Below are 21,483 nucleotides of genomic sequence, written 5' to 3'. Positions count from 1 at the left end.
ATGATCTGTTCATAAGGTTTGCATCAAATTAATTTGCTAACAAAACAACGGTGAGAAATTAGAAATAAGAAGTAAGAATTAAGAGGCAAGAAATACGAAATCGACAACAAGCACAATCAACAATATGCATTCAACCAATATCGATCAATAAAAGGAGGCATTTTGTATGCACCACAAAGCGATCATCATCGGAACAGGCCCGGCCGGATTAACGGCTGCGATCTATTTAGCGAGAGCGAGCATTGAGCCGCTTGTCATCGAAGGCATACAGCCTGGCGGTCAACTAACCACTACAACGGAAGTGGATAACTTCCCAGGGTTCCCGGACGGTATTATGGGTCCTGAACTGATGGACAACATGAGGAAGCAGGCGCTGCGCTTCGGCGCTAAGATTCAATCGGGGCGCGTAACAGAAGTGGATATGTCGAAACGGCCATTCACGTTATTTTTAGAAGGTGGGGGTCAACTGACTGCGGATTCTATCATTATCTCTACAGGCGCTTCGGCTAAGAAGCTGGGCATCCCTGGCGAATCCGAGAACATCGGAAAAGGTGTCAGCACTTGCGCAACTTGTGACGGATTTTTCTTCAGGAATAAGAAAATTATCGTGATTGGCGGCGGGGATACCGCTATGGAAGAGGCACAATTTTTGACCAGATTCGCTTCCGAAGTACGCGTTGTGCATCGTCGTGATGATCTGAAGGCGTCGAAAATCATGCAGGATCACGCCCGCGGCAATGAGAAAGTGGTCTGGAGCCTGAACCGCACCCCACTGGAAGTAGAGGCAGGACCGCTTGGGGTCAAAGGACTTAAAGTGCGCAACAACGAAACAGGCGAAGAAGAATTGCTTGAAGCAGATGGCATTTTCCTTGCAATCGGGCATACGCCGAATACAGGATTCTTAGGTGGGCAACTGCCAACCGACGAACTGGGTTATCTGCAGGTCATCCCGGGAACTTCCAAAACAGCAATACCAGGCGTATTTGCCTGCGGCGACGTGCAAGATCACATTTACCGACAAGCTATCACTTCAGCAGGCAGCGGTGCTATGGCGGCCCTCGATGCTGAGCGATATATTTCTGAACATGCTGCTGCTCTTGTCAGCAGCAAATAACCATCAAACAACTTAAATCCTAGGAGGAATTAACCATGTCAGTTAATCAAATTTCCGATGCAACCTTTCAAAGTGAAACAAGTAGTGGAACTGTACTCGTCGATTTCTGGGCACCATGGTGCGGCCCTTGTAAAATGATCGCTCCGATCTTGGATGAACTCTCTAACGAGGTTGGCGACAAAGCCAAAATTGTAAAAATCAACGTGGACGATAATCCGGAGTCCGCTGCTAAATATAACGTCATGAGCATTCCAACTTTGCTGGTTTTCAAAGATGGGCAAGTGGTGGATCAGCTGGTAGGCGTGCAACCCAAAGAGAAACTTAAAGCTGTCATTGAGCAAGCTTAATCCCTTTTTCCAGCATCAAAACATATAAACTACACCAACCAACCAGGAGGAACTATCATGACACAAGTACAAGAGCGCACAGGAGTAGCAACAGTTGGAGGAAACCCAGTCACTCTAATAGGGCCGGAGATTAAAGTTGGCGATAAAGCACCTGATTTTACGGTGAATAAGGATCTTATGACAGAGGTGAGCCTCTCGGATTATGCGGGTAAAATCAAGCTGATTTCCGTTGTTCCTTCCGTAGACACGGCAACTTGCGATGCGCAGACGCGCCGATTCAATGTGGAAGCAGATAAACTGGGGGATAATGTTGTCATCCTGACGATTTCTGTGGATCTTCCTTTTGCGCAAAGCCGTTTCTGCGGGGCTGCCGGAATTGATAAAGTCATCACACTGTCCGATTACAAACATCGTAACTTCGGCCAAGCGTATGGCGTATTGATTAAAGAGATCCAGCTTGATCAACGGGCCATCTTCCTTGTAGATGCTGACAATACAGTTCGTTATGTTGAATATTTAACTGAAATGAAAGAGCATCCGAATTATGATGCGGCGCTTCAAGCTTTGAGAGAGCTTGTTTAAATAAAATAAAAGGACGAGGCAGGCTGATTCCTGCTTCGTCCTTTTTATTATATTCTGGGGTAAGCGAAGCTTACCTTTGATTCAGTTTGGCATGCCCAGCAGCACGTATTATCTAGTTGGTGAAAGCCCAACCAAGGGAGGGCCAAGGGGACGGGGAAGTCTGTCCGTAAAAGCGCATCGGCGAAAGCTCGAATGATGGTTCCTTCCACCCCAACGAGGGGAACTACAGGGCACTATTTCATCGAAATAGGCTCTTTTTCGCGTGGAGGGGAACTGTGGGCCGTTATTTATCCGTTTTCTTAAAGAAAACGGGCTGAGGCGGTCAAATAAGGCCCGGTAGTTCCGCTGAACGCGGAAACGGGCTGAATTTGCTAGAATAGTGGCCTGTAGTTCCTCAAGCTGTATCGTCCCCGTTTATACGTGAATGCCAGCAGACTGCTGAAGTCTTGCAGCAATTTTCATGAAGTCCTCCGGGAATATGCCAGGGGCGAACTCTTCCGGGGTATCTGCATACTCTGGAATCGGGCCGCCTTCCGGGATGCCCTCTTTGACGATCAAATCGCCACCGTCTTCAGGGTGTGTGCCTTTCCAGATCTGTTCCAGGTCGCGGTAGTCCTCATCGCTGAAGCGGTACAAGACCCGGTGAACCCCTTTTTCCTCATACTTGCGAGTTTCGTTGAACGCTCTGTTATCCAGGCTCGGAATGGGGATGAGCTTGGTCACGTCAGCACCGGTAGCCACTTCAAGCGCTTTGGCGTAAGCGACAACGTGAACGCCTCCCCGAACCAGCAAGTAGCCGATCATCGCGCGAGCGACGGGGTGCGTGGTCATTTCGTAGACGCGCATCTTGTGTGTGCGGGCTCCGCACTCCAAGAAAAAGTTGTGCAGCAAATCGAGGATGAGATTGCCGCTGTTGAACACATTCTCGCCAGTCCATGCTTTGCCCATGGAGTCCACGGGAAGCGCATTTTGACCGGCAAAGATGAAATGCTGCGTATTGCGCACATCCTTGGCAGCGGCCAAAGGTGTTGAATCCGGATCACCGGGTTTCGTTGCACCGGCCAAACACAGGTTAATCGTGTGTGAAACAAGCTCAACATGGCCGAATTCCTCAGCAGTAATGCTGGAAATAAGGTCGTAGAAGGGTTTCAACTTTGTCTTATTCTTGAAATTAAACGACTGAAACATGTAATTGTTCAGCGTGGACATTTCTCCGAATTTACCGCCAAGCAGCTCTTGTACAGCGGCGGCTGCGTTTGGATCGGCTGTTGTCGGCTGCGGCAGTTCAATAGCCAAGCGATTGAATCTTTTGATCAAAATGATCCCCTCCAACTGGTCAGATACGGATGTATTCTAACCAAGCAGGGGGCATATCATGCAAGCCGCCACGGGCTAGCGGGCGAGCGGGACGAGCCTGCTGCCCTTGACCATGGCCGCGCCGCACAATGGGCACGCCTTCGCCGTTCGCCGCGATTCCTGCGGCGAAGAAATGCGCGACCAGGCCTTGCAGCCGGCCTGGCCGCAAACCCACGCCGCGACCGACTCCGTCGCGGTTGGCTTCGCAGCCGCCGTCCGCGGCGCGGCTGCCTTCGTCACAGCCGCCGCCACAGGCTTGCGGCTGACCATCCCGTCCGCGTCAGGGAACGCGGACAGCAGGAAGCGGGAAAGCTCCGCCTTCTTCCCGCGATAATACGCCGGCGAGCTGATCAGCAGCTCGGCCTTGGCGCGCGTGACGGCGACGTAGGCGAGTCGCCGTTCTTCCTCCAGCGCAGCGGCGGTTTTGTCGCGCGCGGTGACGCCGGCCAGCTGAACATCGTTCAGCTGGTTTGCTTCCAGTGCCGAGCTATGCGGCATGTTGCCCTCGATCGCACAGAGCAAGTAGACCACCTTGAACTCTAGGCCTTTCGATTTGTGAATCGTCATGAGCGAAATTTTGTTCGCGGCATGGTCTTTTGGCAGTGCGCTCATTTCCGTGCGTTTTTCTGCGACTTCATGGATAAAATAAAGGAACTGCTCCACCGAATCGAAACGCTTGGCAGAGGACTCGAGCTCGTCGAGCGTCTCCTTCAGCATTTCCCGGTGATGCGTCAGCTTGCTGCGCTTATTCGTCTCCAGGAAGGCGTCGTAGAAGTCTTTGCGGATCGCCTGGATGGCTTCCAGCGGCTTCATTTCGGCAAGCGACTTGATCAGACGGATGCGGCTTTTAAGCTTTTCTTTCTGAAAATCCTTCAGCTGCGGTAAGCCCAGCAGGTGGATCAGCGGCCACTTTTTAGCCTGCATCGCCTCCTGCTCCTGAATAATCCGCATGCCTTGGTCACGCCCTATATATAATGAAGGTAGGACACCCTCTATCGCTTCAAAATTGCGGCGTTCATGAGCGATCCGAAGATGATCGATAATCGGCTTGACCATCCATTGTTCATAGAAAGAATCGCTGCTGCCATAGTCGACAAAAGGCAGATTATGCAGAATCAACTGCTCAATAATGGCCCTGCTATTGCTTTGCGTGCGGTACAGAATGGCAAAATCCCCAAACGCGCAGCCACCTTCAGCGACCTTAACGCGGATATCGTTGATCAGCCAATCGGCTTCGTCATCGCTGCTGGCAGGCCTCACATACAACGGTTTCGTTTCACTTTGTTTGGTGGCAAGCAGTGTCTTGCTCTTGCGCTGAACGTTATGCCGAATAATGGCATTGCCCAGTCCCACGATACTCGAAGTGGATCGATAGTTAATATCGAGCGTGACGGTCGTCGCAGTAGGATACTGTTCATGGAATTGCAAAATAAATTCATTCCGAGCTCCATTAAACGAATAAATGGTCTGATCATCATCTCCGACAACCATCAAATTTTGATGATTTCGAGCAATCATTTTAATAATTTCATACTGTACGGTATTTGTATCTTGAAACTCATCGACGCTGATATAGGAAAACTTCCGCTCCAGCGAGCGCAGGATATCTCCATTGTCCTTCAGCAGTTGGTACGCGAGAATCAAAATATCGTCGAAATCGATCTTCATCTGCTCCATTTTCCACTGTTCATATTGCAGAAAAATTCGCTTCATCTCCTGATCTTCTTCCGTCTCTTCGGGAAGGTCGCTGACGTTGATCAGCTGCATTTTGTAGGAGGAGAGGATGGAGATGAGAACCTCGGGTTGGTAGGTATCCTGGAGTCCCATGCTCAGCATGATGCGTTTGAAAACAATCTGCTGATAACGGCCGTCGCTCAGAATCTCCTGATTGAACCCATTCATTCGCAGCAACCGGAGGCAGAAAGCATGAAACGTCCTCACTTGCATCGAGTGAGTCATACTCGCATCCAGGCCGGGCAGGGAAGCGAGGCGCTCCCGCATTTCTTCAGCGGCTTTTTTCGAAAAAGTAATGAGCAGCACATTCGACGGATGCACCCGGTGAACGCGCAGCAAATAAGCGACTCGGCATACCAGCACGGTTGTTTTGCCAGAGCCTGCTCCCGCTAACGTGAGAAGAGGACCCTTGAAATGGCGCACAGCTTGTACCTGCGCTTCATTCAACAAAATGCGATGGCGTTCCAAATCGCGGAAAAAATAAGCATCCCGATCCTCGTCGGGCACAAAATCCGAGCTATTCGTTAACCGGGCCATCTGCGCATGCGGAATCTTTCGCTCAGCGGCCGGTTTAGAGCTTATTGGAGTAGGGTAAATAGAAAGAGAGTTCATTAATTGGTAATCACCTGTTCCTTGCAGGACTGAACTACCTATTTTATCACAATTCTTGAGCAATGAAAGGATAACTCCGCCAATGGTTATATCTAACTTAAAATTGCTCTGGCACCAATTCCAAAAGCACGATGCTACAGGGCTGGCTGCACAGTGCGCCTACTATTTCCTGCTGTCGCTGTTTCCGTTTCTACTCTTTATTCTGAGCTTGCTCGGGTACTTGCCATTCTCCTCTGACGATGTGGTGGCGCTAATCAAAGACTACATACCAGGTGCCGTTTCCAGCTGGCTTGAGGATACTCTGACCAATCTGCTCGATGTAAAAAGAGGAGGGACCCTGTCCTTCGGACTAATCCTGGCCTTGGTGAGCGCCAGCGCAGCGATGAACGCGATCGTCATAGCCGTGAATAAAGCCTACGGCTTGCCTGAGCGCAAAAGCTTTATTCACTCGCGTTTTTTGGCAGTTATGCTGACGCTAGGCATGCTTATTGTTATTGCTTCTGCGCTGCTTCTGAGTGTTTTCGGCCATTGGATCGGCGACTGGGTACAGGCGCATGTTCATCTGGCGGCAACGAAGGTTAACGTTTGGAACAATCTTCGCTGGATACTTAACTTCATTATCCTGTTCATTGTTTTCACAGGCATTTATTACATAGCTCCGAACACTTGTCTGACGTGTAAAAGTGTGCTCCCCGGCGCGTTATTCGCCTCCCTTGGCTGGCAGGGGACAGGTCTGGGCTTCTCCTTTTACGTGAATAACTTTACGAATTATAGCGCCACTTACGGCAGTGTCGGGGGAATTATTGTCCTTATGACTTGGTTCTACATTTCCGCGCTCCTCATCATTATCGGGGGGGAGATCAATGCCCTGAAGCATGTGAAGATGCAGGAGCATGTTCATATGGTTCCGTTGGAGCGGGACAGGCAGGATAAACCGGAGAGGCAGGATAAACAGGACTTGCAGGATAAGAAGGATAGGACTGTGTGGTAACGCTCCGACTTCTAGGGAGAAGCTCCACACCCTTGACTCCCAGAGATGCAGTCTAACTGATATAACTGGACAATCTACCTCTAATCCGAGCTGCATCAGCTCAGGAAACGGAATAACTAGAGAAGCTTCATGTAAAACGTCGGTTTTCCGGAAAATAGTTGGTTTCGAACAAATTAGCGGTAGAAAATCCATCTATCTGCGCAAAAAGTGAATCAGACGAGGAAAATAACGGGAGTAATCGGCGTTGAGCGCCACAGTTGCCTAAACCCAGGGCTCAACCGAACCCAAAAAACCGTAGAACCAAGCGGAATCCGCCCCGTTCTACGGTCTTTCTTTGTTCTACGGTTTTCTCTGCCATACCTACCACTCTAAAATGCCGCCATCAATCCGCTTAATCCCCCGGATCTTGCCGAGCTGCTCCGCCAGCCGGAATAAGGATAGATCCTTCATTTTCGCCTCTATCATGACGTCGACTCGCTCCAGACCTGCTTCCTTGCAGCTTTTGAGGAAAGCGATCAGCTGCTCCGGCTCTATGTAGTCAGCATGGGAGCGAAACTCCTTCGTATCCTTTGGGGACTTCGGAGAAGAAATATGGATTTTCATGGGGACCTCGCCCCAAGTCTTCGCGATCTGCGGGAGCAGTTCCTGAGGTGTGGCCTCCGAAGGGTTGCACCAATCATGATGCAAATCCAACATGCAGGGACGCTGCAGCCGCTGGCTCACGGCGAGGGTTTCCTCGAGGGTGTAGGTTTTATCGTCATTTTCAAAAGTAAGCCGCCGCATAATATGATCCGGCACCTCGGGGACCTTCGCAAACAGCCGCTCTGTCGCGGCTGCTTTGTCGCCGTACACGCCTCCGACGTGGATGTTGATGATGGCCGATTCATCCAGTCCCATCCCGTCGAGAATCGCAGCATGGTAGCGTAAGTCCTGAATCGCCGCCGCTACGACCGAATCGCTCCCGTTCAGCAGCGTGAACTGGTTGGGATGCATGCTGAGGCGAATGTCATGCGCCTTGGCGAAGTCGCCGAGCCTTTTGAGCTCTTTTTGGTATTCGCCGGCTACGTCTATTTGCACATCCGGATGCGTGGCGAGCGGAATGAGCGATGATGAGAGACGAAACAAACGAATGCCATGAGCGGCATTGTAAAAGAGGATGCGCTGCGTGGCTTCGAGGTTTTTGCGTCCGATATCAATTGCACGCTGAATGGCTTCCTCGCGCGGACGCTGCGAGAACAGCTTGTACGTAAACGTCGAGCTAGGTGTATTATTAAAAATCGCGAGCGCAATCGATACGAATCCAAGTCGGATAATCATGGAGCCTCCCGTTAAAAGTGCATGATGAAGTTACCGTTAATGTGCCCCTTGGCTGAGGTTATTAAAAGCAAGAAAAGACACCCATAAGGCGTCTTTTCTTGATTATAGATCACTTAAACCCGCTCAACCTTCAACAGGTTGGTCGTTCCCGATTTCCCCACAGGAACACCTGCGGAAACAACGGTAAGGTCGCCTTTTTTCACGTAGCCAAGCGTTTCGGCATGTCCGATAGCGGAGCGAATCATCGCATCCGTCGACTCGCAGAACTCGCCATGGATCGGGATTACGCCCTGAACCATGCTAAGCAGGTTGATCGCGTACTCGTTGGACGTTACCGCAATAATCGGCGCCTCCGGACGGTACTTGGCGATCATCCGTGCGGTAAAACCGCTCTCTGTCGGCGTCAGAATCGCCGCTGCCTTCAGCTTATTCGCGGAAGATACAACCGCTTGGCACAGCACTTCCGTCACTTCGTTGTTCGATTGCAGCTGTGCATCGATCATGGAGCTGCGCTCCATCGTCTGCTCAACGCGCTCGGCAATGGTCGCCATCATCGTCACGGACTCGACGGGATATTTGCCTGCAGCGGTTTCGCCGGAAAGCATGACCATGTCACTGCCGTCAAGCACGGCGTTCGCGACATCGCTCACTTCTGCGCGTGTCGGACGCGGGTTACGCTGCATGGAATCCAGCATTTGCGTTGCTGTAATAACCGGTTTGCCGGCTAGGTTACAAGCACGGATCATATCTTTTTGCGCGATAGGTACTTCTTCTGTCGGAATTTCAACCCCAAGATCACCGCGGGCAACCATGATGCCATCGGATGCCTCAAGGATCGAAGCGAAGTTCGTCATGCCTTCTTCATTCTCAATCTTGGAGATAATCGGCGTATTGCCTGCGCCATGCTGCTCCAGAATGCCGCGAACTTCCTGAACATCGTTCCCGTTACGAACGAACGACATCGCGACGATGGAGATGTTCTCTTCGATACCGAATTTGATGTGCATCACGTCACGCTCAGTGACACCTGGCAGAGAGGTGCGAACACCTGGCAAGTTAACGCCTTTACGCTGCTTCAGAACACTTTGATTCAAGACGCTGCAGATCACTTCCGTGCCATCGATGGATTCAACGCGAAGCTCAATGGAGCCGTCATCGATAAGCACAAGGTTGCCTGGCTTAACGTCCTGCGGGAGGCCAGGGTAATTCACGGAAACGCGGTTACCGTCGCCAACGATTTGTTCTGTTGTCAGGACGATGCGATCGCCGGCTTTCAAATCATAGGAAGCATCTTTCAGTTGTCCGATGCGGATTTCCGGTCCTTTGATATCCATCAGAATTGGAACGACAACACCTAACTCCTGAGCCGCTTGACGAACGCGCTGAATGCGTCCGCGGTGCTCATCCAAATCGCCATGAGCCATATTAAGTCGGGCAACGCTCATACCGGAGCGAATGAGTTCCTTTAGAGTCGGGACGGAATCGCAAGCAGGTCCCATGGTACAAATGATTTTCGTTTTACGCATTGTTTAGGACTTCCTTTCGTTGTGGACGAATCAATTTTGGCTTCATTATATGCCTTATTTCGACAAAATTCCATGAAATATAGTATGCTATATGAAAAATAGTATTCAGGTGGTGGAAAATGAAGGTAACAAGTTACACGTATGATAAAGGCAGCAATTGGTACGGGGAATCACAGGAGGGATGCGACGATTGGACGCTTGTACTTGTTACATACGGCCGCTGCGTTTATTGGATCGAGGAAAAGAAGCAGGTACTGGAGAAAGGGCAATGGCTGCTCATCCCGAGCAGTATTCCCTTTTACGGACGAAGTGTTCCAACCATGCTGCACGAAAAATATGTCGTTCGATTTGATCCGAGAGCCGTTCAAGCTCAAGCGTCATTTCCACTTTTTAAGCTGTCCAGCGCCACGAGTCGATTTACGAGCAAATATGAACTGATTCTAGACCGGCTGCGACATATCCATCAGCAATGGCAGGACAAACAGCCCTATTATCAGACGCTGTGTGAAGCGCTGCTAACAGAGCTGTTCGTTTACTTGCATAGAGAGTGGGACCAAGAAGCTGCAACAAGCGCTACGCTGCAACTAGTCGAGCAGATGAAGAGCTACATCCAGAACCACTACCGGGAGCATGTCACCAAGGAGGAACTGGGTGCCTGCATTAGCAGATCGCCGAACTACGCGGCGACCCTTTTTCGCAAAGTGACGGGACAGACGATCAGTGAATTCGTGCATGCAGCCAGGATCAAAACCGCTGTCTACATGCTCAGGCATTCGGCGCTAACGGTGACGGAAATATCCGATTTCATCGGGTACAATGACGCGTCCTATTTTTATCGTGTGTTTAAAAGGTTGACCGGACTCGTGCCGACGGATCTTGTCTCCGACCGCGAAAACGTCCGTAAATAACGGGAGCTCGTCTACTTGGATCGATTACATCGTTCCGCCGCCACGGCGCACTTCAGGCGGGATCTTCTCAGGACCTTTATCGATATACTGGTAAATGAAGGTTCCCACGCTGGCTTCGTCAAACTTAGGAAGCTGCATCGTTTTCGTCCAGGCGGTTACGACAACCTCTTTATCGCTGGGCACATCCGGGTTAGGTACAGCTAGCACACCGGCGCCAGCTTGTTTGAAATGGCTCAAATAGTCGAGGCGATCCTTGAGTTCTTGAGGCGCATCGGGATGGTAGTAGATGATGATGTCGCCGTGCTCCAGGTTATGGACAAGCATCGCATATGTCGGTCTTTCCTTGTAAAAACCAAACTTTAAATCATGCGGGCTATGCGTGCCTGAAGTTGGGATTTTCATCTCGTAGGTCAGCATACCTTCATCATGATTGCGCCCGTAATCCTTATCCGTCGTAACTTCGATAGGCGCATTGTAATTAAGTTTTTCGACGCTATATTTGTTGGATGAGGTCTGGATCAGAGAAGTTCCTAAAGAGCAAACCGCTAAAATGATAAGAGCATGAGACAGCAGCATCCAAGTCTTGTGCTTTTTGTGCAGAGCCTGCTTCTCGGCTTTTTTCAGCTTGCTCGTGTTCGCTTTGTTCGTCTTCGCGGCAAGCGCGTAACCAATGACGGCCAAAATGAAGAGTGCTGCCCCTATATAAAGCAAAATTGCAGTAAGATTTGACCCGTTCTGCATGGTGGTAGTATCCATTTGATATGAGCTCCTTTACGTTAATAATCCGTCATACACTACATATTGTAGTTTCGATAGTGGCAAGAAGTCAAATTCTTTGTAAAGATCCCGTTTTGGGCATAAAAAAAGGAGGATTTTCCCTTTCAATTGTTGAATCATGTAAGTAAATGTCTATTTTTGTAGAAAAATTTATAGAAAAGAGGGGGGATGACCAAATGACAGCACAAATGCTGGAACTACATAAAAGAAACGGGTTAATGGTGAAGCTGTTATGGGCTTGTTTGGTGTTAGGAATGGGGGCTTCCTATAGATCCATGGGAGTTGTTATGACGCTGCTGACTTTTGGAGCGCCTATTGCGGTCATTTGCACGCTGCTGATCTGGAGGAAAATCGGGGTCACTTACACCAAATATATCATTGCCATAGGCCTTAATGTGATTTCATATTTCTTCATGACGCATAATCACGCTTTGTCCAGCATGCTTATCTTGTATTTAAGTTTAGCGCTGGTCTCCTTGTATATGGATTATAAGCCGTTATTGCTTAATGGCGTTATCGGAATCGTTAATTTGAACTATTTCTGTTCCACGTTGTCGGGTCCAATTGACTATATTGCTATCAATGCTTTTTATGTTCTAATCATCATTACGCTAATAGGTCAAGGCCAGATAGGATTCCGATTATTAAGCCGTGTAGCCCAGAGTGCTAGGGAGTCCGAGGTATCACGGATGAAGACAGAAGAGGTTCTGGCAGGCGTCCGTACGACAACAGAGGCGCTGGGAACTTCCAGTAATACGCTTCATGAAAATGCCTCCGTGACAGGCAGAATCACAGAAGAAGTCGTTGCGGCTTTTCAGGAAATTTCCATCGGCATTGAATCTCAAGCCACTTCCATTACAGACATTACAACGGCTATCCAAGATGTAAATGAGACGGTGGAGATGACCTCTTCCGCATCGAACACGATGAGCAGCAGATCCCGGGATACAGCCCGCATGACGAATGAAGGCAAGAGCCAGATGGAAGATCTGACGCATAAAATCAAGGATATTACTGTGATCGTAACGGAAACGTCGAGCATCATGAATGAAGTGAACGAAGAAAATGTGAAAATCGGAAATATCGTGACAACGATTGCCGATATCGCGAATCAAACGAATCTTCTGTCGCTCAATGCGTCCATCGAGGCAGCTCGAGCCGGGGAACATGGCAAAGGGTTTGCCGTAGTTGCCGGTGAGATTCGGAAGCTTGCAATGAACGCTCATGTAGCTTCAACGGATATCTCGGAGATTCTAGGCTCCATTCAGCAGAAAGTGGAGACCGCAGTTGAGAAGGTCGCCATCGGCAAACTGGCAGTAGAATCGGGCAGAAAATCAGCGGAAAGTGTTGATCAGTTATTCGAGGTTATTAACACGAATACAGCTGAGGTCATGGAGCAAGCGGAGAATTTGCAGCGCATGAACCAGCAGTTGCAATTGTCTTCCCAGAAGGTGGCCGAGGAGATGACATCCGTGGCAGCGATAACGGAAGAGTCCGCCGCATCCGTGCAGCAAGTGCTTGCTAGCGCGGAAGTACAGCAGAAACGGGTGGAAGATATTGTTGACAGCATCCGCCAGTTATATGGATTAACACTGGATTTAAAACTTTTGATGGATAAATAATTTCTCCAAAGGCATTGCCAAATATCGAGTAATCCGCTACAGTTAAGCCAAATGAATAGCAACACGGGTGCTTGATGAAGTCAGGCTGAGATAGTGGCCCTATGCCACTGACCGTTAATCTGATCTGGGTAATGCCAGCGTAGAGAATTGGAGTGCCTCTTTCTGCACTAATTTTATGCCTGCCGCATCCCGGTAGGCTTTTTTTGTCGTGTTCGCCTATCTCATTTTAACAAAAAAGGTATCCAGGAAAAGGAGTGGGAAGAAGAAATGGCACAAAAAGGAACAGGAGCAAAAGGGTTAAAATTGACCGATATTTTGGTCACCATCGTGATCGCGGCGGTATTTGGGGTGATTTATCGCATATGGGGACCTATGTATGATCTTCTAAAACCGATCGGTCTGCACGCGGAGCAGTTAAGCTACGGCATGTGGTTCATGGCGGCTACATTTGCTTTCCTCGTTATTCGTAAACCAGGCGTCGCCTTATTAGCTGAAGTTGCAGCCGCGACGATTGAGGCTCTTTTTGGAGGATCATGGGGAGTATCGACGCTTGCGTATGGCATTCTTCAAGGGCTTGGCGCAGAGCTGGTCTTCGCGTTTTTCTTGTATCGCCGGGCGAATGTGGGTGTAACCGTTCTAGCGTCCTTCGCATCCGCAGCGCTTTCTTTGCTTGTAGATAAGTATTATGGCTATATCGATCAGCTAACATTCTGGAATTATTGCTTATTTATTGGGCTTCGTCTTGCAGGCTCCGCCATTATAGCTGGTGTATTCGCCTATTACTTGGCTAAAGCATTAGCTCGCACTGGCGTGTTGAACTTGGTTCGACCGGTTTCAAAGAACGATTACGATGTACTCGGGTAATGCCTATGAGCGAGGGCATTGGGGTTACCAATCTGCGCTTAAAATATCCGGGTAACGAGGTTCCCCTGTTATTTCAAGGGGTTTCCTTTTCGGTGATGCCGGGGGAAAAAGTGCTGCTGCTCGGGCCAAGCGGTTGCGGGAAATCGACACTGCTCCAAGTGCTGAGTGGGATCGTCCCCGATATTATCGAGATTCCGCTGAAAGCGGATAAGCTTGTCACACCAAGCCGCTGGGGGTACGTGTTTCAAGATCCGGACGCTCAGTTTTGCATGCCATATGTGGATGAGGAAATTGCTTTCGTATTGGAAAATAGGCAAATCCCCCGTGAGGAAATGCCGGAACGGATCGCGCATTATCTGAGCTTAGTGGGTTTGCAGTTGGAAGACGATCACACCTTAATCAACCAATTGTCGCAGGGAATGAAGCAGCGGTTGGCGATTGCAAGCGTCCTTGCTTTGGAGCCAGAAGTGCTTTTTCTAGATGAGCCTACGGCGTTATTGGATGAGGAGGGCACGGGGCTTGTTTGGGAAACGATCCGGTCCATTAGCGCGGACAAAACCTTGGTCATTGTGGAGCATAAAATCGGTGGTATTCTCGATCTCATCGACCGTCTGATAGTCATCTCTCCGGAAGGAGAGATTCTGGCTGATGGTTCACCACAAGCCGTATTCAATAGGTACAAAAAGCAGCTTGCGGACTACGGGATTTGGTATCCGGGCGTTTGGAACGAACTCAACATGGAACGCTTAAGCAGGAGCAAGTTGCCCGCGGAAGTCGAAGCTGATGCTGAGAACCGGCAGCCGATCATGTCCTTTCGCGATTTTACCGGGCTTCGCGGCGGACAGATCAAGACCTCTGTGGATAACTTGAGCGTCTATCCCGGTGACTGGATCGCGATCATCGGTGCCAACGGTGCGGGCAAAAGCTCGCTCCTGCTCGCCATCATGCGGCTCATCCCGACCAAGGGCAGCTGCTGGATCGACGGCGTGAAGGGCAGCAAAATCGAGCAGCTTGCGGAGCAAGTCGGTTTCGTGTTCCAAAACCCCGAATTCCAGTTCGTGACGAATTCGGTGGAAGAGGAACTGCTCTACTCCCTGCCGGAGGCGGAGGGAGGGAAGGACGCCCAGCAGGCTGCTCTGGAGGAGCTGCTGCGGCAGTACGATCTGCTCGCGCTGCGCAAGCGGCATCCCTTCCAGCTCTCGATGGGCCAGAAGCGCCGCTTAAGCGTAGCTTCGGCGATGGTCCGCAGCCCGCGTATCCTGCTGCTCGATGAGCCCACCTTCGGGCTCGACGCACGCGGTACGCTGCGCATGCTGGAGCAGCTGGAACGGCTGCGCGCAGGCGGGACCGTCATCGTGATGGTGACGCACGATGAGGAGATCGTCCAACGCTGTGCCACGCGCGTTTGGCAGGTTGAGGCCGGTCGTGTGACGGAGCAGTCTGCGACTTCCGCAGCACACACCGAGGAAGGAGCGCCGATGGTATGCAAATAACGTTCACGTATCGTGAAACCTGGCTGCATCGGGTTAATCCGGGAGTGAAGCTTGTCCTATCCCTGCTTCTCTTTGTTCTTGTGGTATTCACGCATAATCTGAATACGATGATGTATTTAACAGCGGGCGCGCTGGTGCCGCTGTTCGTTTATTCAGGGCAGCCGATGCGGCGCCTGCTGCTGTATGCTTCGCCGTTCCTGCTCATCTTTATCTCCTCCGCTGCGGGGATGATGATGTTCGGCAGCGGGGACACAGAGTGGTTTCGTTTCGGATTCATCCGAATCACGGAAGAAAGCTTTTACCGCGGTCTGCATCTGGGCTTCCGCGGCTTACAGGTGGCGGCTGTCGGCTTGCTGTTCAGCCTGACGACACGTCCTGTTGCCCTGTTTTATGCGCTGATGCAGCAGTGGAAGGTCGCGCCGAAGTACGCTTACAGCTTCCTTGCCGCATTGCGCATGCTGCCGCTTATGCTCGAGGAGTTCCAGACGCTGCGCTACGCGCTTAAGGTGCGGGGCAGGAAGCAGAGACGCAGCTGGCTGACAGGCTGGTACACAGTGATGCGCATGTATGCGATACCGCTTCTTGCGCAGAGTATCCGCCGCGCTCATCGGACAGCTGTGGCCATGGAAGCGAAGCGTTTTTCCACACAAACCAAACGCACTTATTATTATCAATCCAGCTACTCCAAGTTAGATATTTATTATCTGATGTACTGGCTGCTTCTTGTTATATTCGCATTTTGGGCGGGGACAGCATGGCCGATTTGGAATGCTTTCGACGTCCGATAAAGGAAGTCGGCTATTGCCCCCATTTGAGTGCTAAGGTTACTTCACAGCAGGGGGTGTCAGGGGTTTGCGGGTCAATCGTAAACTTCACGGAGCTTGGTGAATAACTAGTCACAATAGCAGATTTAACGCCGAAGGAGTGGACAATACGATCCACTTCTTTTTGATTTCCCTGTTGGGCATGTGTCATTAGCTCGTGAGCGATGGCGGGTTCAGATAGCTTTTGAATGAGAAGAGAAGCGTCCTTCAGCAGATGATGAGAAGAGGCAATCGAGTTGGATAAAATTTTAGAATCAACCGTTGGATAATCACGAGGAATGACCGGATTTGTAAGGAAATGTGGGTAATGCTGCTCCCAACCTGTCCAAACTTCCGACTGATCTTGGTGTTCATATTGGCCAGATAGTCGCGTATAAGGCGAAGCGGACACAGTCGCGGAATGCGGGTATAAAGGCTGTTGATGAAAGAAATAAGCAGGGTAGTTGTACATGGGACGGACCCCTTTTCTTCAGAAGTTGAGCTTGCGCATGCATTAGCAATATATGTTTAATGGGCGCGTTGGTGCATGTGAGGCGCAGAACGCAAAAAAAGGCAGCCACAAAGTAGTTAAACTACTCGGGCAGCCCATTTTGAACGTATGATTAGTTGCGTTTTAGTGTTACATAGCTTACGGCTTGTTGGCCGGATGGAGCTACAATGGATAATTCAAAAGAAACGACGTTTCCTTCAACATGAACGAGCCCATTGTCGCCAACCGTTACCGTACCTACAGGGTTAACTCCGTCACCTTTAATAGCTTTAGCGACAATAAGTGTGCCTAGTCCAAAGTTGTAATCTGCAATCTCATTTTTTTCATATTCGATACCAAAATTATCTGTTAGAGTAAGATCCATTTCTGTATATGGATTAATGTCAGCTGTGTAGACGCCGTTACTAACCGTCATCGTTTTCTTGATGGAAGTTTCATCGGCTTTAATTTGTTTCACACTAATCGAATCATTCGTAACCGTAACCGGTACGTGCAATTGTTTGGAATCGTTGTTCCCGATTTTGACAACCACAGTGACATCCGCTGTACCAGCTTTGTTGCCGAGTACGTAGGCGTGATGGTCAGCAGTAAGACCTACTTTAGCAATACCCGTGTTAGATGAGAATACGGATTGAACAATCCCCGGAACAGCAACAATGTCGCCGCTAGCGTTTTTCACTTGAATTTTAATTTCTTTAGCGAATTTACTTTGTGTTGGATCCTCGGCAATTGCTTTCGTGATCGGGTCAGTTGCGGAATCTGTTAGACCGCTATCGATGACAGCTGCCAATGTGTACTTATCTTCGATTGTAATATTACCATTGTCAATAGGAGCCGCTACGCTGAAGCTTCCAGTAGCTGTTTTAATCGTAGCTGCGTCAAGTCCGCCTAGTGTTACAGTATAGTCTCCCGTAGCAAGCGCAGTGTCAACCGCAAGCGTTGCTGTAAGACCGTCTGTCGACCAAGTTGTTGTTGCAGGAACTGTTGTTGTACTATTTTTAAGTGTGAATGTTGCTTTCGCTGCGTCCACTTTTTTATTCAGTGTAACCTGAACCTGTTTATTGTCAGATGAAGCTTGAACTTTTGTAATCGAAATAAGTGCTTGGTTATCAGTGTCAAAAGCTTGCTGTGCTACGTAAGAGCTAGTAACAAGGTCAGCGCGGTTAGCAGCTTGATCACCGGATTTTCCAGTTGGGTGAATGCCAAGTTCTGTTGCCTGTTTCACAGCGTCCGCGTACCAAGGCGTGCCTGTTACGGAAACGGTTTTTCCTAGTCCTTTAAGCAGCAATGTGTCGAGTTGACCCGCAGTAACGGAATCGCCAGGAACGAAGGTTGTATCTGTCACACCGTCGATCAATCCAGCTTTTTTCGCAGCTTCGATGTAAGGAATCGCCCAACCGTTAGCGGAATCGTCCGCATGAACATCAGTAAAGCTGGACACCTTAACAGTAAGATCGACAGGAATGTCGTAAATCAGCGTTGCTACTTTTGCAAATTGGGCGCGAGTCATATTCTGCGTAATACCGAACGTGTCGTCGGACACGCCTTCGAATATATCGGATGCCAACATAGCATCGATTTTTGCTTTTAATGAAGCATCAACATTGGCTAAATCAGTGAAGTCAGCACTCGTTTTGCCAGCTGCAGAAGCAGGGTGTGTTAGGACAGAAGATGTTAATAAAGAGAAAGCCATAGCAGCTGTCGCAATCATCGTTAATTTTTTCATTTAGATGTAGTACCTCCTAGGTATGAATATATGATTCTAGCAAGCATTCTTGTTCGTTCTGTTGCTATAACTATAGCTTGCCTGATAGCCATTGTCATTGTCAAATTCTTGGCAGTCGAAGAACGAGAGTGCTAAAAGTGAAGAAAATTCCGCTGTTTTTTTCACTTTCCTCTATCATAGACGTCAATATGGCTAAAAAAGTTTCTGTAGTTACGCTTAGCTTCCCAAAGAAATTCTCACGAGATACCCAAGCCTGGTGGAGAGGGAGATTCCCCGATCCGTTAGTTTTCTTATTGTCTTATTATCTATTTCATTATTTTTGAGTGACCTGTATGTTTGCTGTTGCAGGATCGTACATATAACAATAGACTTAGAGTAGGTACATTAATGAAGTGTAATTTTAAGAGTGGAGTGGAGAAACATGGAATTGAAAGAAGCAATCCGCAATCGCCGAAGTATCGGGAAAGTCAAGATGGACTCTGTTGACAAAGCGCTGATTGAAGAGATATTGGAAGCAGGCGCTTGGGCGCCAAACCATGGCCATACGGAACCGTGGCGGTTTTGGGTCATGACGGGCGAAGGCCGTGGGCTGCTGGGAAAAGGGTACGCGGAGGTCGCGGCGTCTGAAGCCGACCCGGCATTGACGGAGGAAGAGCTGGCTGCGCTGAAAGGCGCTCAGATGAAGAAAGCCTTCCGCGCGCCGGTGGTCATCGCCGTGGCGGTTACGCCTTCGGCACAAGCCGTTGTGCCGGAGATCGAAGAGTACGCTGCTGCACACTCCGCCGTACAAAATATGCTCCTGACCGCGCACGCACTCGGTCTGGGTGCGATCTGGCGGACGGGAGCGCCGACCTATCATGCGAAGATGCGCGAAGTTTTCGGCCTCGGCGCGAAAGAGGAGCTCGTCGGGTTCGTCTACCTTGGCTACCCGGACATGGCGCCGTCGGCAAAGGCAGCGCGTACTCCGTTCGAGCAGAAAACGATTTGGGTCAGCGAGTAGTCTTCGCTGACAAATAGAAAACCCTCCATGTCCACGATGATCGTGGGCATGGAGGGTTTTGTTTATTTGCTCTTGAGGGCAACCGCAACCTTCGCAGCGGTTTCTGCATTGTGGTACACGAGCGCGATGTTCGTCTCCAGGCTGCGACCTTCGGTCAGCTGCTTGATGCGCGCTAGCAGGAAAGGCGTGACCTTCTTGCCGGTCACGTTCTGATCTTTGGCTTCAGCAAGCGCCTGCTGGATGAAGCTTTCGATCTCAACATGGTCCATGGCGGATTCCGCAGGGACCGGGTTGGCGATGATGGCGCCGCCGGCAAGGCCGAGCTCCCACTTCGTGCGAAGCATGGCCGCAACGTCGGCTGCCTCATCGAGGCGGAAGTCTACGCCGTAGCCGCTTTCGCGGGCGTAGAAGGACGGGAACTCGCTCGTTTTGTAGCCAACTACGGGAACGCCGTGGGTTTCCAAATATTCAAGCGTGCGCCCAATATCGAGAATGGACTTCACGCCTGCGCAGACAACGGCAACGTTCGTCTGTGCCAGTTCAGTCAAATCGGCGGAGACGTCCATCGTCACTTCGCCTTCGCGGTGTACGCCGCCAATGCCGCCGGTAGCGAACACTTCGATGCCCGCAAGCGCAGCGCCGATCATTGTGGCTGCGACGGTTGTCGCGCCGATTTGCCCCGACGAGAGGATGTAAGGGAAGTCGCGGCGGCTGACTTTTTCCACGTGAGGGTTCGTCGCGAAAGCTTCGAGCTCCTGCTCGTTTAAGCCGATTTTGATTTTACCGTCCATGATGCCAATCGTAGCCGGAACGGCACCGTTATCGCGGATGATTTGTTCGACCTTTTTGGCCATTTCTATATTTTGCGGGTAAGGCATCCCGTGGGAAATAATTGTAGTTTCTAAGGCAACAACAGGTTTATTATTCGCCAAAGCGTCTTTCACTTCATCAGTAAACGTTAGGTAAGTTGTATTCATCATTGGGATTCGTCTCCTTTGGTCAAGTGAAGTAGGGTTTGTTGCAGTCGTTCTTCCGTTAGCTCGCTCGCGACAGATTGATCGGTTTGAAGTGTAATATGTGAAGCAGTAAGGCCATACATACACGATTCCATATAGGTGGATTGCCGCATGACCCCGTAAGCAATACCGGCGACAAAAGCATCACCTGCACCTGTGACCTCCACAACCTTGGTGGGAATAGGGGGGAAGTGCCGCTCGCCTTCCTCGCCAGCATATATGACGCCTTGACTGCCGAGCGTAATAAAGACATGGCGGACGCCGCGAGCGCGGATCGCTCCTGCAATCGTGCTGTAATCGCAGTTGTTGCTGCTGCTGCCGGGCGCGATACCTGCCAGCTGACAAGCCTCTTCCCAATTAGGGAAAATAGCCGTTACGCCGTGCAGATCTTGCGGGAGCTTTTTGGCCTTTTCCGAAGACACAGGATCGATAAATAGCGGAAGGTTTTCTTCTTTGCATCGATCAATCAGCTCGGCAAGCGTCTCGGCGGGCAAATTCGTATCCGCAATGATGAGCTTGGCTGAAGCCACATGCGGCCATTTGTCACGCAGCAAAGCAGGTGTACATTTATCGTAGATGTCCATATTGGCAAAAGCGAGAAACATCTCGCCTGTCGCGTCGAGCAGCGCCGTGTACGTCCCGGTGTTCTCACCTTGGAGTACGATGGCTTGACTGACATCAACGCCGCGCTTTCGCGTTTCTTCTAACACCCATTGGCCGGCCTTATCATCGCCAACAACCGTGAGCAGCGCCGCCTGGCAAGCTAGTCCCGCCAGAGTCTCCGCGATATTACGCGCAACGCCGCCGCAGGACTCCGTCACCGTGACTGGATTCGAAGAGGCCAGACGGATGGCTTGCTTGCTAGTTGCTTTGCTGTCTAGGTTCGCACCGCCGATACACATGACCGTATTCTCATCTGAGGTCACGTATGCACGCCCACGGATCGTCCCTTTCTTAGTCAGGGCCGCGATGTAGCCGGCGACAGCGGATCGGGAAATGCCGATGATGCTGGCCATTTCATGCTGAGAGATGAATGGGTTTTGACGAATGAGCGCTAAAATTTGCTGTTCACGATCCATGAAATGACTCCTTTCGATCGTAGACTATCTCTAGTTTATATCAGTTTAGGACAAAAGTCCAACACATAAACATTTGTCCGCAATGTGTTCGCAAATGAAAAAGAG

General features: G+C 50.2%; 19 protein-coding genes, 1 pseudogene and 1 riboswitch. Of the genes and pseudogenes, 11 read left to right on the top strand and 9 right to left on the bottom strand.

What is annotated here, in order from left to right:
• Positions 1-166 precede the first annotated feature (166 nt).
• From trxB to tpx, 3 genes are read left to right on the top strand one after another with little or no spacing between them, the layout of a single operon-like run.
• Positions 167-1,114, top strand: a complete 948-nt coding sequence (gene trxB, locus GON05_RS27340; protein WP_157323660.1) for a thioredoxin-disulfide reductase — start codon at positions 167-169, stop codon at positions 1,112-1,114.
• Positions 1,115-1,149: 35 nt separating this feature from the next.
• Entirely contained in the window at positions 1,150-1,461 is a 312-nt protein-coding gene (trxA, locus tag GON05_RS27335; protein WP_127457068.1) for a thioredoxin, read from the top strand.
• A 57-nt stretch (positions 1,462-1,518) separates the two neighbouring features.
• The gene (gene tpx / locus GON05_RS27330) at positions 1,519-2,043 is read left to right on the top strand and encodes a thiol peroxidase (protein ID WP_127457067.1); all 525 of its coding nucleotides are present in this window, start codon (positions 1,519-1,521) and stop codon (positions 2,041-2,043) included.
• 414 nt (positions 2,044-2,457) lie between these two features.
• Here tpx and GON05_RS27325 read toward each other — a convergent pair whose 3' ends face one another.
• Together GON05_RS27325 and GON05_RS27320 are read right to left on the bottom strand one after the other, a co-directional pair.
• Positions 2,458-3,360, bottom strand: a complete 903-nt coding sequence (locus GON05_RS27325; protein WP_157323658.1) for a manganese catalase family protein — start codon at positions 3,358-3,360, stop codon at positions 2,458-2,460.
• A 75-nt stretch (positions 3,361-3,435) separates the two neighbouring features.
• A complete protein-coding gene (locus tag GON05_RS27320; RefSeq protein WP_246239507.1) occupies positions 3,436-5,808 on the bottom strand; it encodes a UvrD-helicase domain-containing protein in 2,373 nt (790 codons plus the stop codon).
• A gap of 19 nt (positions 5,809-5,827) precedes the next feature.
• Between GON05_RS27320 and GON05_RS27315 the strand changes: the two genes are divergently transcribed.
• Positions 5,828-6,736: a YihY/virulence factor BrkB family protein gene (locus GON05_RS27315; RefSeq protein WP_157323656.1), complete on the top strand. Its 909-nt coding sequence runs from the start codon at positions 5,828-5,830 to the stop codon at positions 6,734-6,736.
• A 360-nt stretch (positions 6,737-7,096) separates the two neighbouring features.
• Here the strand turns inward: GON05_RS27315 and uvsE are convergent, their stop codons facing one another.
• Both uvsE and pyk read right to left on the bottom strand, forming a co-directional pair.
• A complete protein-coding gene (gene uvsE, locus GON05_RS27310) occupies positions 7,097-8,053 on the bottom strand; it encodes a UV DNA damage repair endonuclease UvsE (protein ID WP_157323654.1) in 957 nt (318 codons plus the stop codon).
• Positions 8,054-8,166: 113 nt separating this feature from the next.
• Positions 8,167-9,579, bottom strand: coding sequence for a pyruvate kinase (gene pyk / locus GON05_RS27305; protein ID WP_157323652.1), 1,413 nt, complete (start codon positions 9,577-9,579; stop codon positions 8,167-8,169).
• A 119-nt stretch (positions 9,580-9,698) separates the two neighbouring features.
• Here pyk and GON05_RS27300 point away from each other — a divergent pair, with 119 nt between their 5' ends.
• On the top strand, positions 9,699-10,487 hold the full coding sequence (locus tag GON05_RS27300) for an AraC family transcriptional regulator (protein WP_157323650.1): 789 nt from the start codon (positions 9,699-9,701) through the stop codon (positions 10,485-10,487).
• A 24-nt stretch (positions 10,488-10,511) separates the two neighbouring features.
• Here GON05_RS27300 and GON05_RS27295 read toward each other — a convergent pair whose 3' ends face one another.
• The gene (locus GON05_RS27295; RefSeq protein ID WP_157323648.1) at positions 10,512-11,243 is read right to left on the bottom strand and encodes a DUF3105 domain-containing protein; all 732 of its coding nucleotides are present in this window, start codon (positions 11,241-11,243) and stop codon (positions 10,512-10,514) included.
• A 197-nt stretch (positions 11,244-11,440) separates the two neighbouring features.
• Between GON05_RS27295 and GON05_RS27290 the strand changes: the two genes are divergently transcribed.
• The 5 genes and pseudogenes from GON05_RS27290 (at position 11,441) to GON05_RS27275 (ending at position 16,031) form a co-directional block, all read left to right on the top strand.
• The gene (locus tag GON05_RS27290) at positions 11,441-12,886 is read left to right on the top strand and encodes a methyl-accepting chemotaxis protein (RefSeq protein WP_157323646.1); all 1,446 of its coding nucleotides are present in this window, start codon (positions 11,441-11,443) and stop codon (positions 12,884-12,886) included.
• Positions 12,887-12,939: 53 nt separating this feature from the next.
• Positions 12,940-13,049: riboswitch (TPP riboswitch) on the top strand.
• A gap of 104 nt (positions 13,050-13,153) precedes the next feature.
• Positions 13,154-13,750: an ECF transporter S component gene (locus GON05_RS27285; RefSeq protein WP_127457059.1), complete on the top strand. Its 597-nt coding sequence runs from the start codon at positions 13,154-13,156 to the stop codon at positions 13,748-13,750.
• A gap of 83 nt (positions 13,751-13,833) precedes the next feature.
• A pseudogene (locus tag GON05_RS40140) lies at positions 13,834-14,232 on the top strand (ABC transporter ATP-binding protein); the annotation flags it as partial.
• 255 nt (positions 14,233-14,487) lie between these two features.
• Positions 14,488-15,243 (top strand): ABC transporter ATP-binding protein, encoded by a 756-nt coding sequence (locus GON05_RS40135; RefSeq protein ID WP_420819860.1) that lies wholly within the window; start codon positions 14,488-14,490, stop codon positions 15,241-15,243.
• Positions 15,234-16,031 carry an energy-coupling factor transporter transmembrane component T family protein gene (locus tag GON05_RS27275; protein ID WP_157323644.1) on the top strand — a complete coding sequence of 266 codons (798 nt, stop codon included), beginning with the start codon at positions 15,234-15,236 and terminating at the stop codon, positions 16,029-16,031. The genes GON05_RS40135 and GON05_RS27275 overlap by 10 nt, the downstream gene beginning before the upstream one ends.
• Before the next feature lie 10 nt (positions 16,032-16,041).
• On the opposite strand, the gene GON05_RS27270 is transcribed toward GON05_RS27275, so the two are convergent.
• The gene (locus tag GON05_RS27270; RefSeq protein WP_157323642.1) at positions 16,042-16,518 is read right to left on the bottom strand and encodes a YuzC family spore coat inner layer protein; all 477 of its coding nucleotides are present in this window, start codon (positions 16,516-16,518) and stop codon (positions 16,042-16,044) included.
• 151 nt (positions 16,519-16,669) lie between these two features.
• A complete protein-coding gene (locus GON05_RS27265) occupies positions 16,670-18,283 on the bottom strand; it encodes an S-layer homology domain-containing protein (protein ID WP_157323640.1) in 1,614 nt (537 codons plus the stop codon).
• A 421-nt stretch (positions 18,284-18,704) separates the two neighbouring features.
• Between GON05_RS27265 and GON05_RS27260 the strand changes: the two genes are divergently transcribed.
• A complete protein-coding gene (locus GON05_RS27260; protein WP_157323639.1) occupies positions 18,705-19,283 on the top strand; it encodes a nitroreductase family protein in 579 nt (192 codons plus the stop codon).
• Between the two features lie 62 nt (positions 19,284-19,345).
• Here the strand turns inward: GON05_RS27260 and GON05_RS27255 are convergent, their stop codons facing one another.
• Together GON05_RS27255 and GON05_RS27250 are read right to left on the bottom strand one after the other, a co-directional pair.
• Entirely contained in the window at positions 19,346-20,260 is a 915-nt protein-coding gene (locus GON05_RS27255) for a pseudouridine-5'-phosphate glycosidase (RefSeq protein WP_127457108.1), read from the bottom strand.
• Positions 20,260-21,378, bottom strand: a complete 1,119-nt coding sequence (locus GON05_RS27250; RefSeq protein WP_157323638.1) for a carbohydrate kinase — start codon at positions 21,376-21,378, stop codon at positions 20,260-20,262. Before GON05_RS27250 ends, GON05_RS27255 begins: the two co-directional genes overlap by 1 nt.
• Positions 21,379-21,483: the final 105 nt, after the last annotated feature.

It is taken from the genome of Paenibacillus anseongensis (assembly GCF_009757995.1).
In the GTDB taxonomy this organism is placed as follows: domain Bacteria; phylum Bacillota; class Bacilli; order Paenibacillales; family NBRC-103111; genus Paenibacillus_E; species Paenibacillus_E chondroitinus.
The sequence above is the reverse complement of the archived record's forward strand: the minus strand, read 5'-3'. Positions and strand labels throughout refer to the sequence as shown.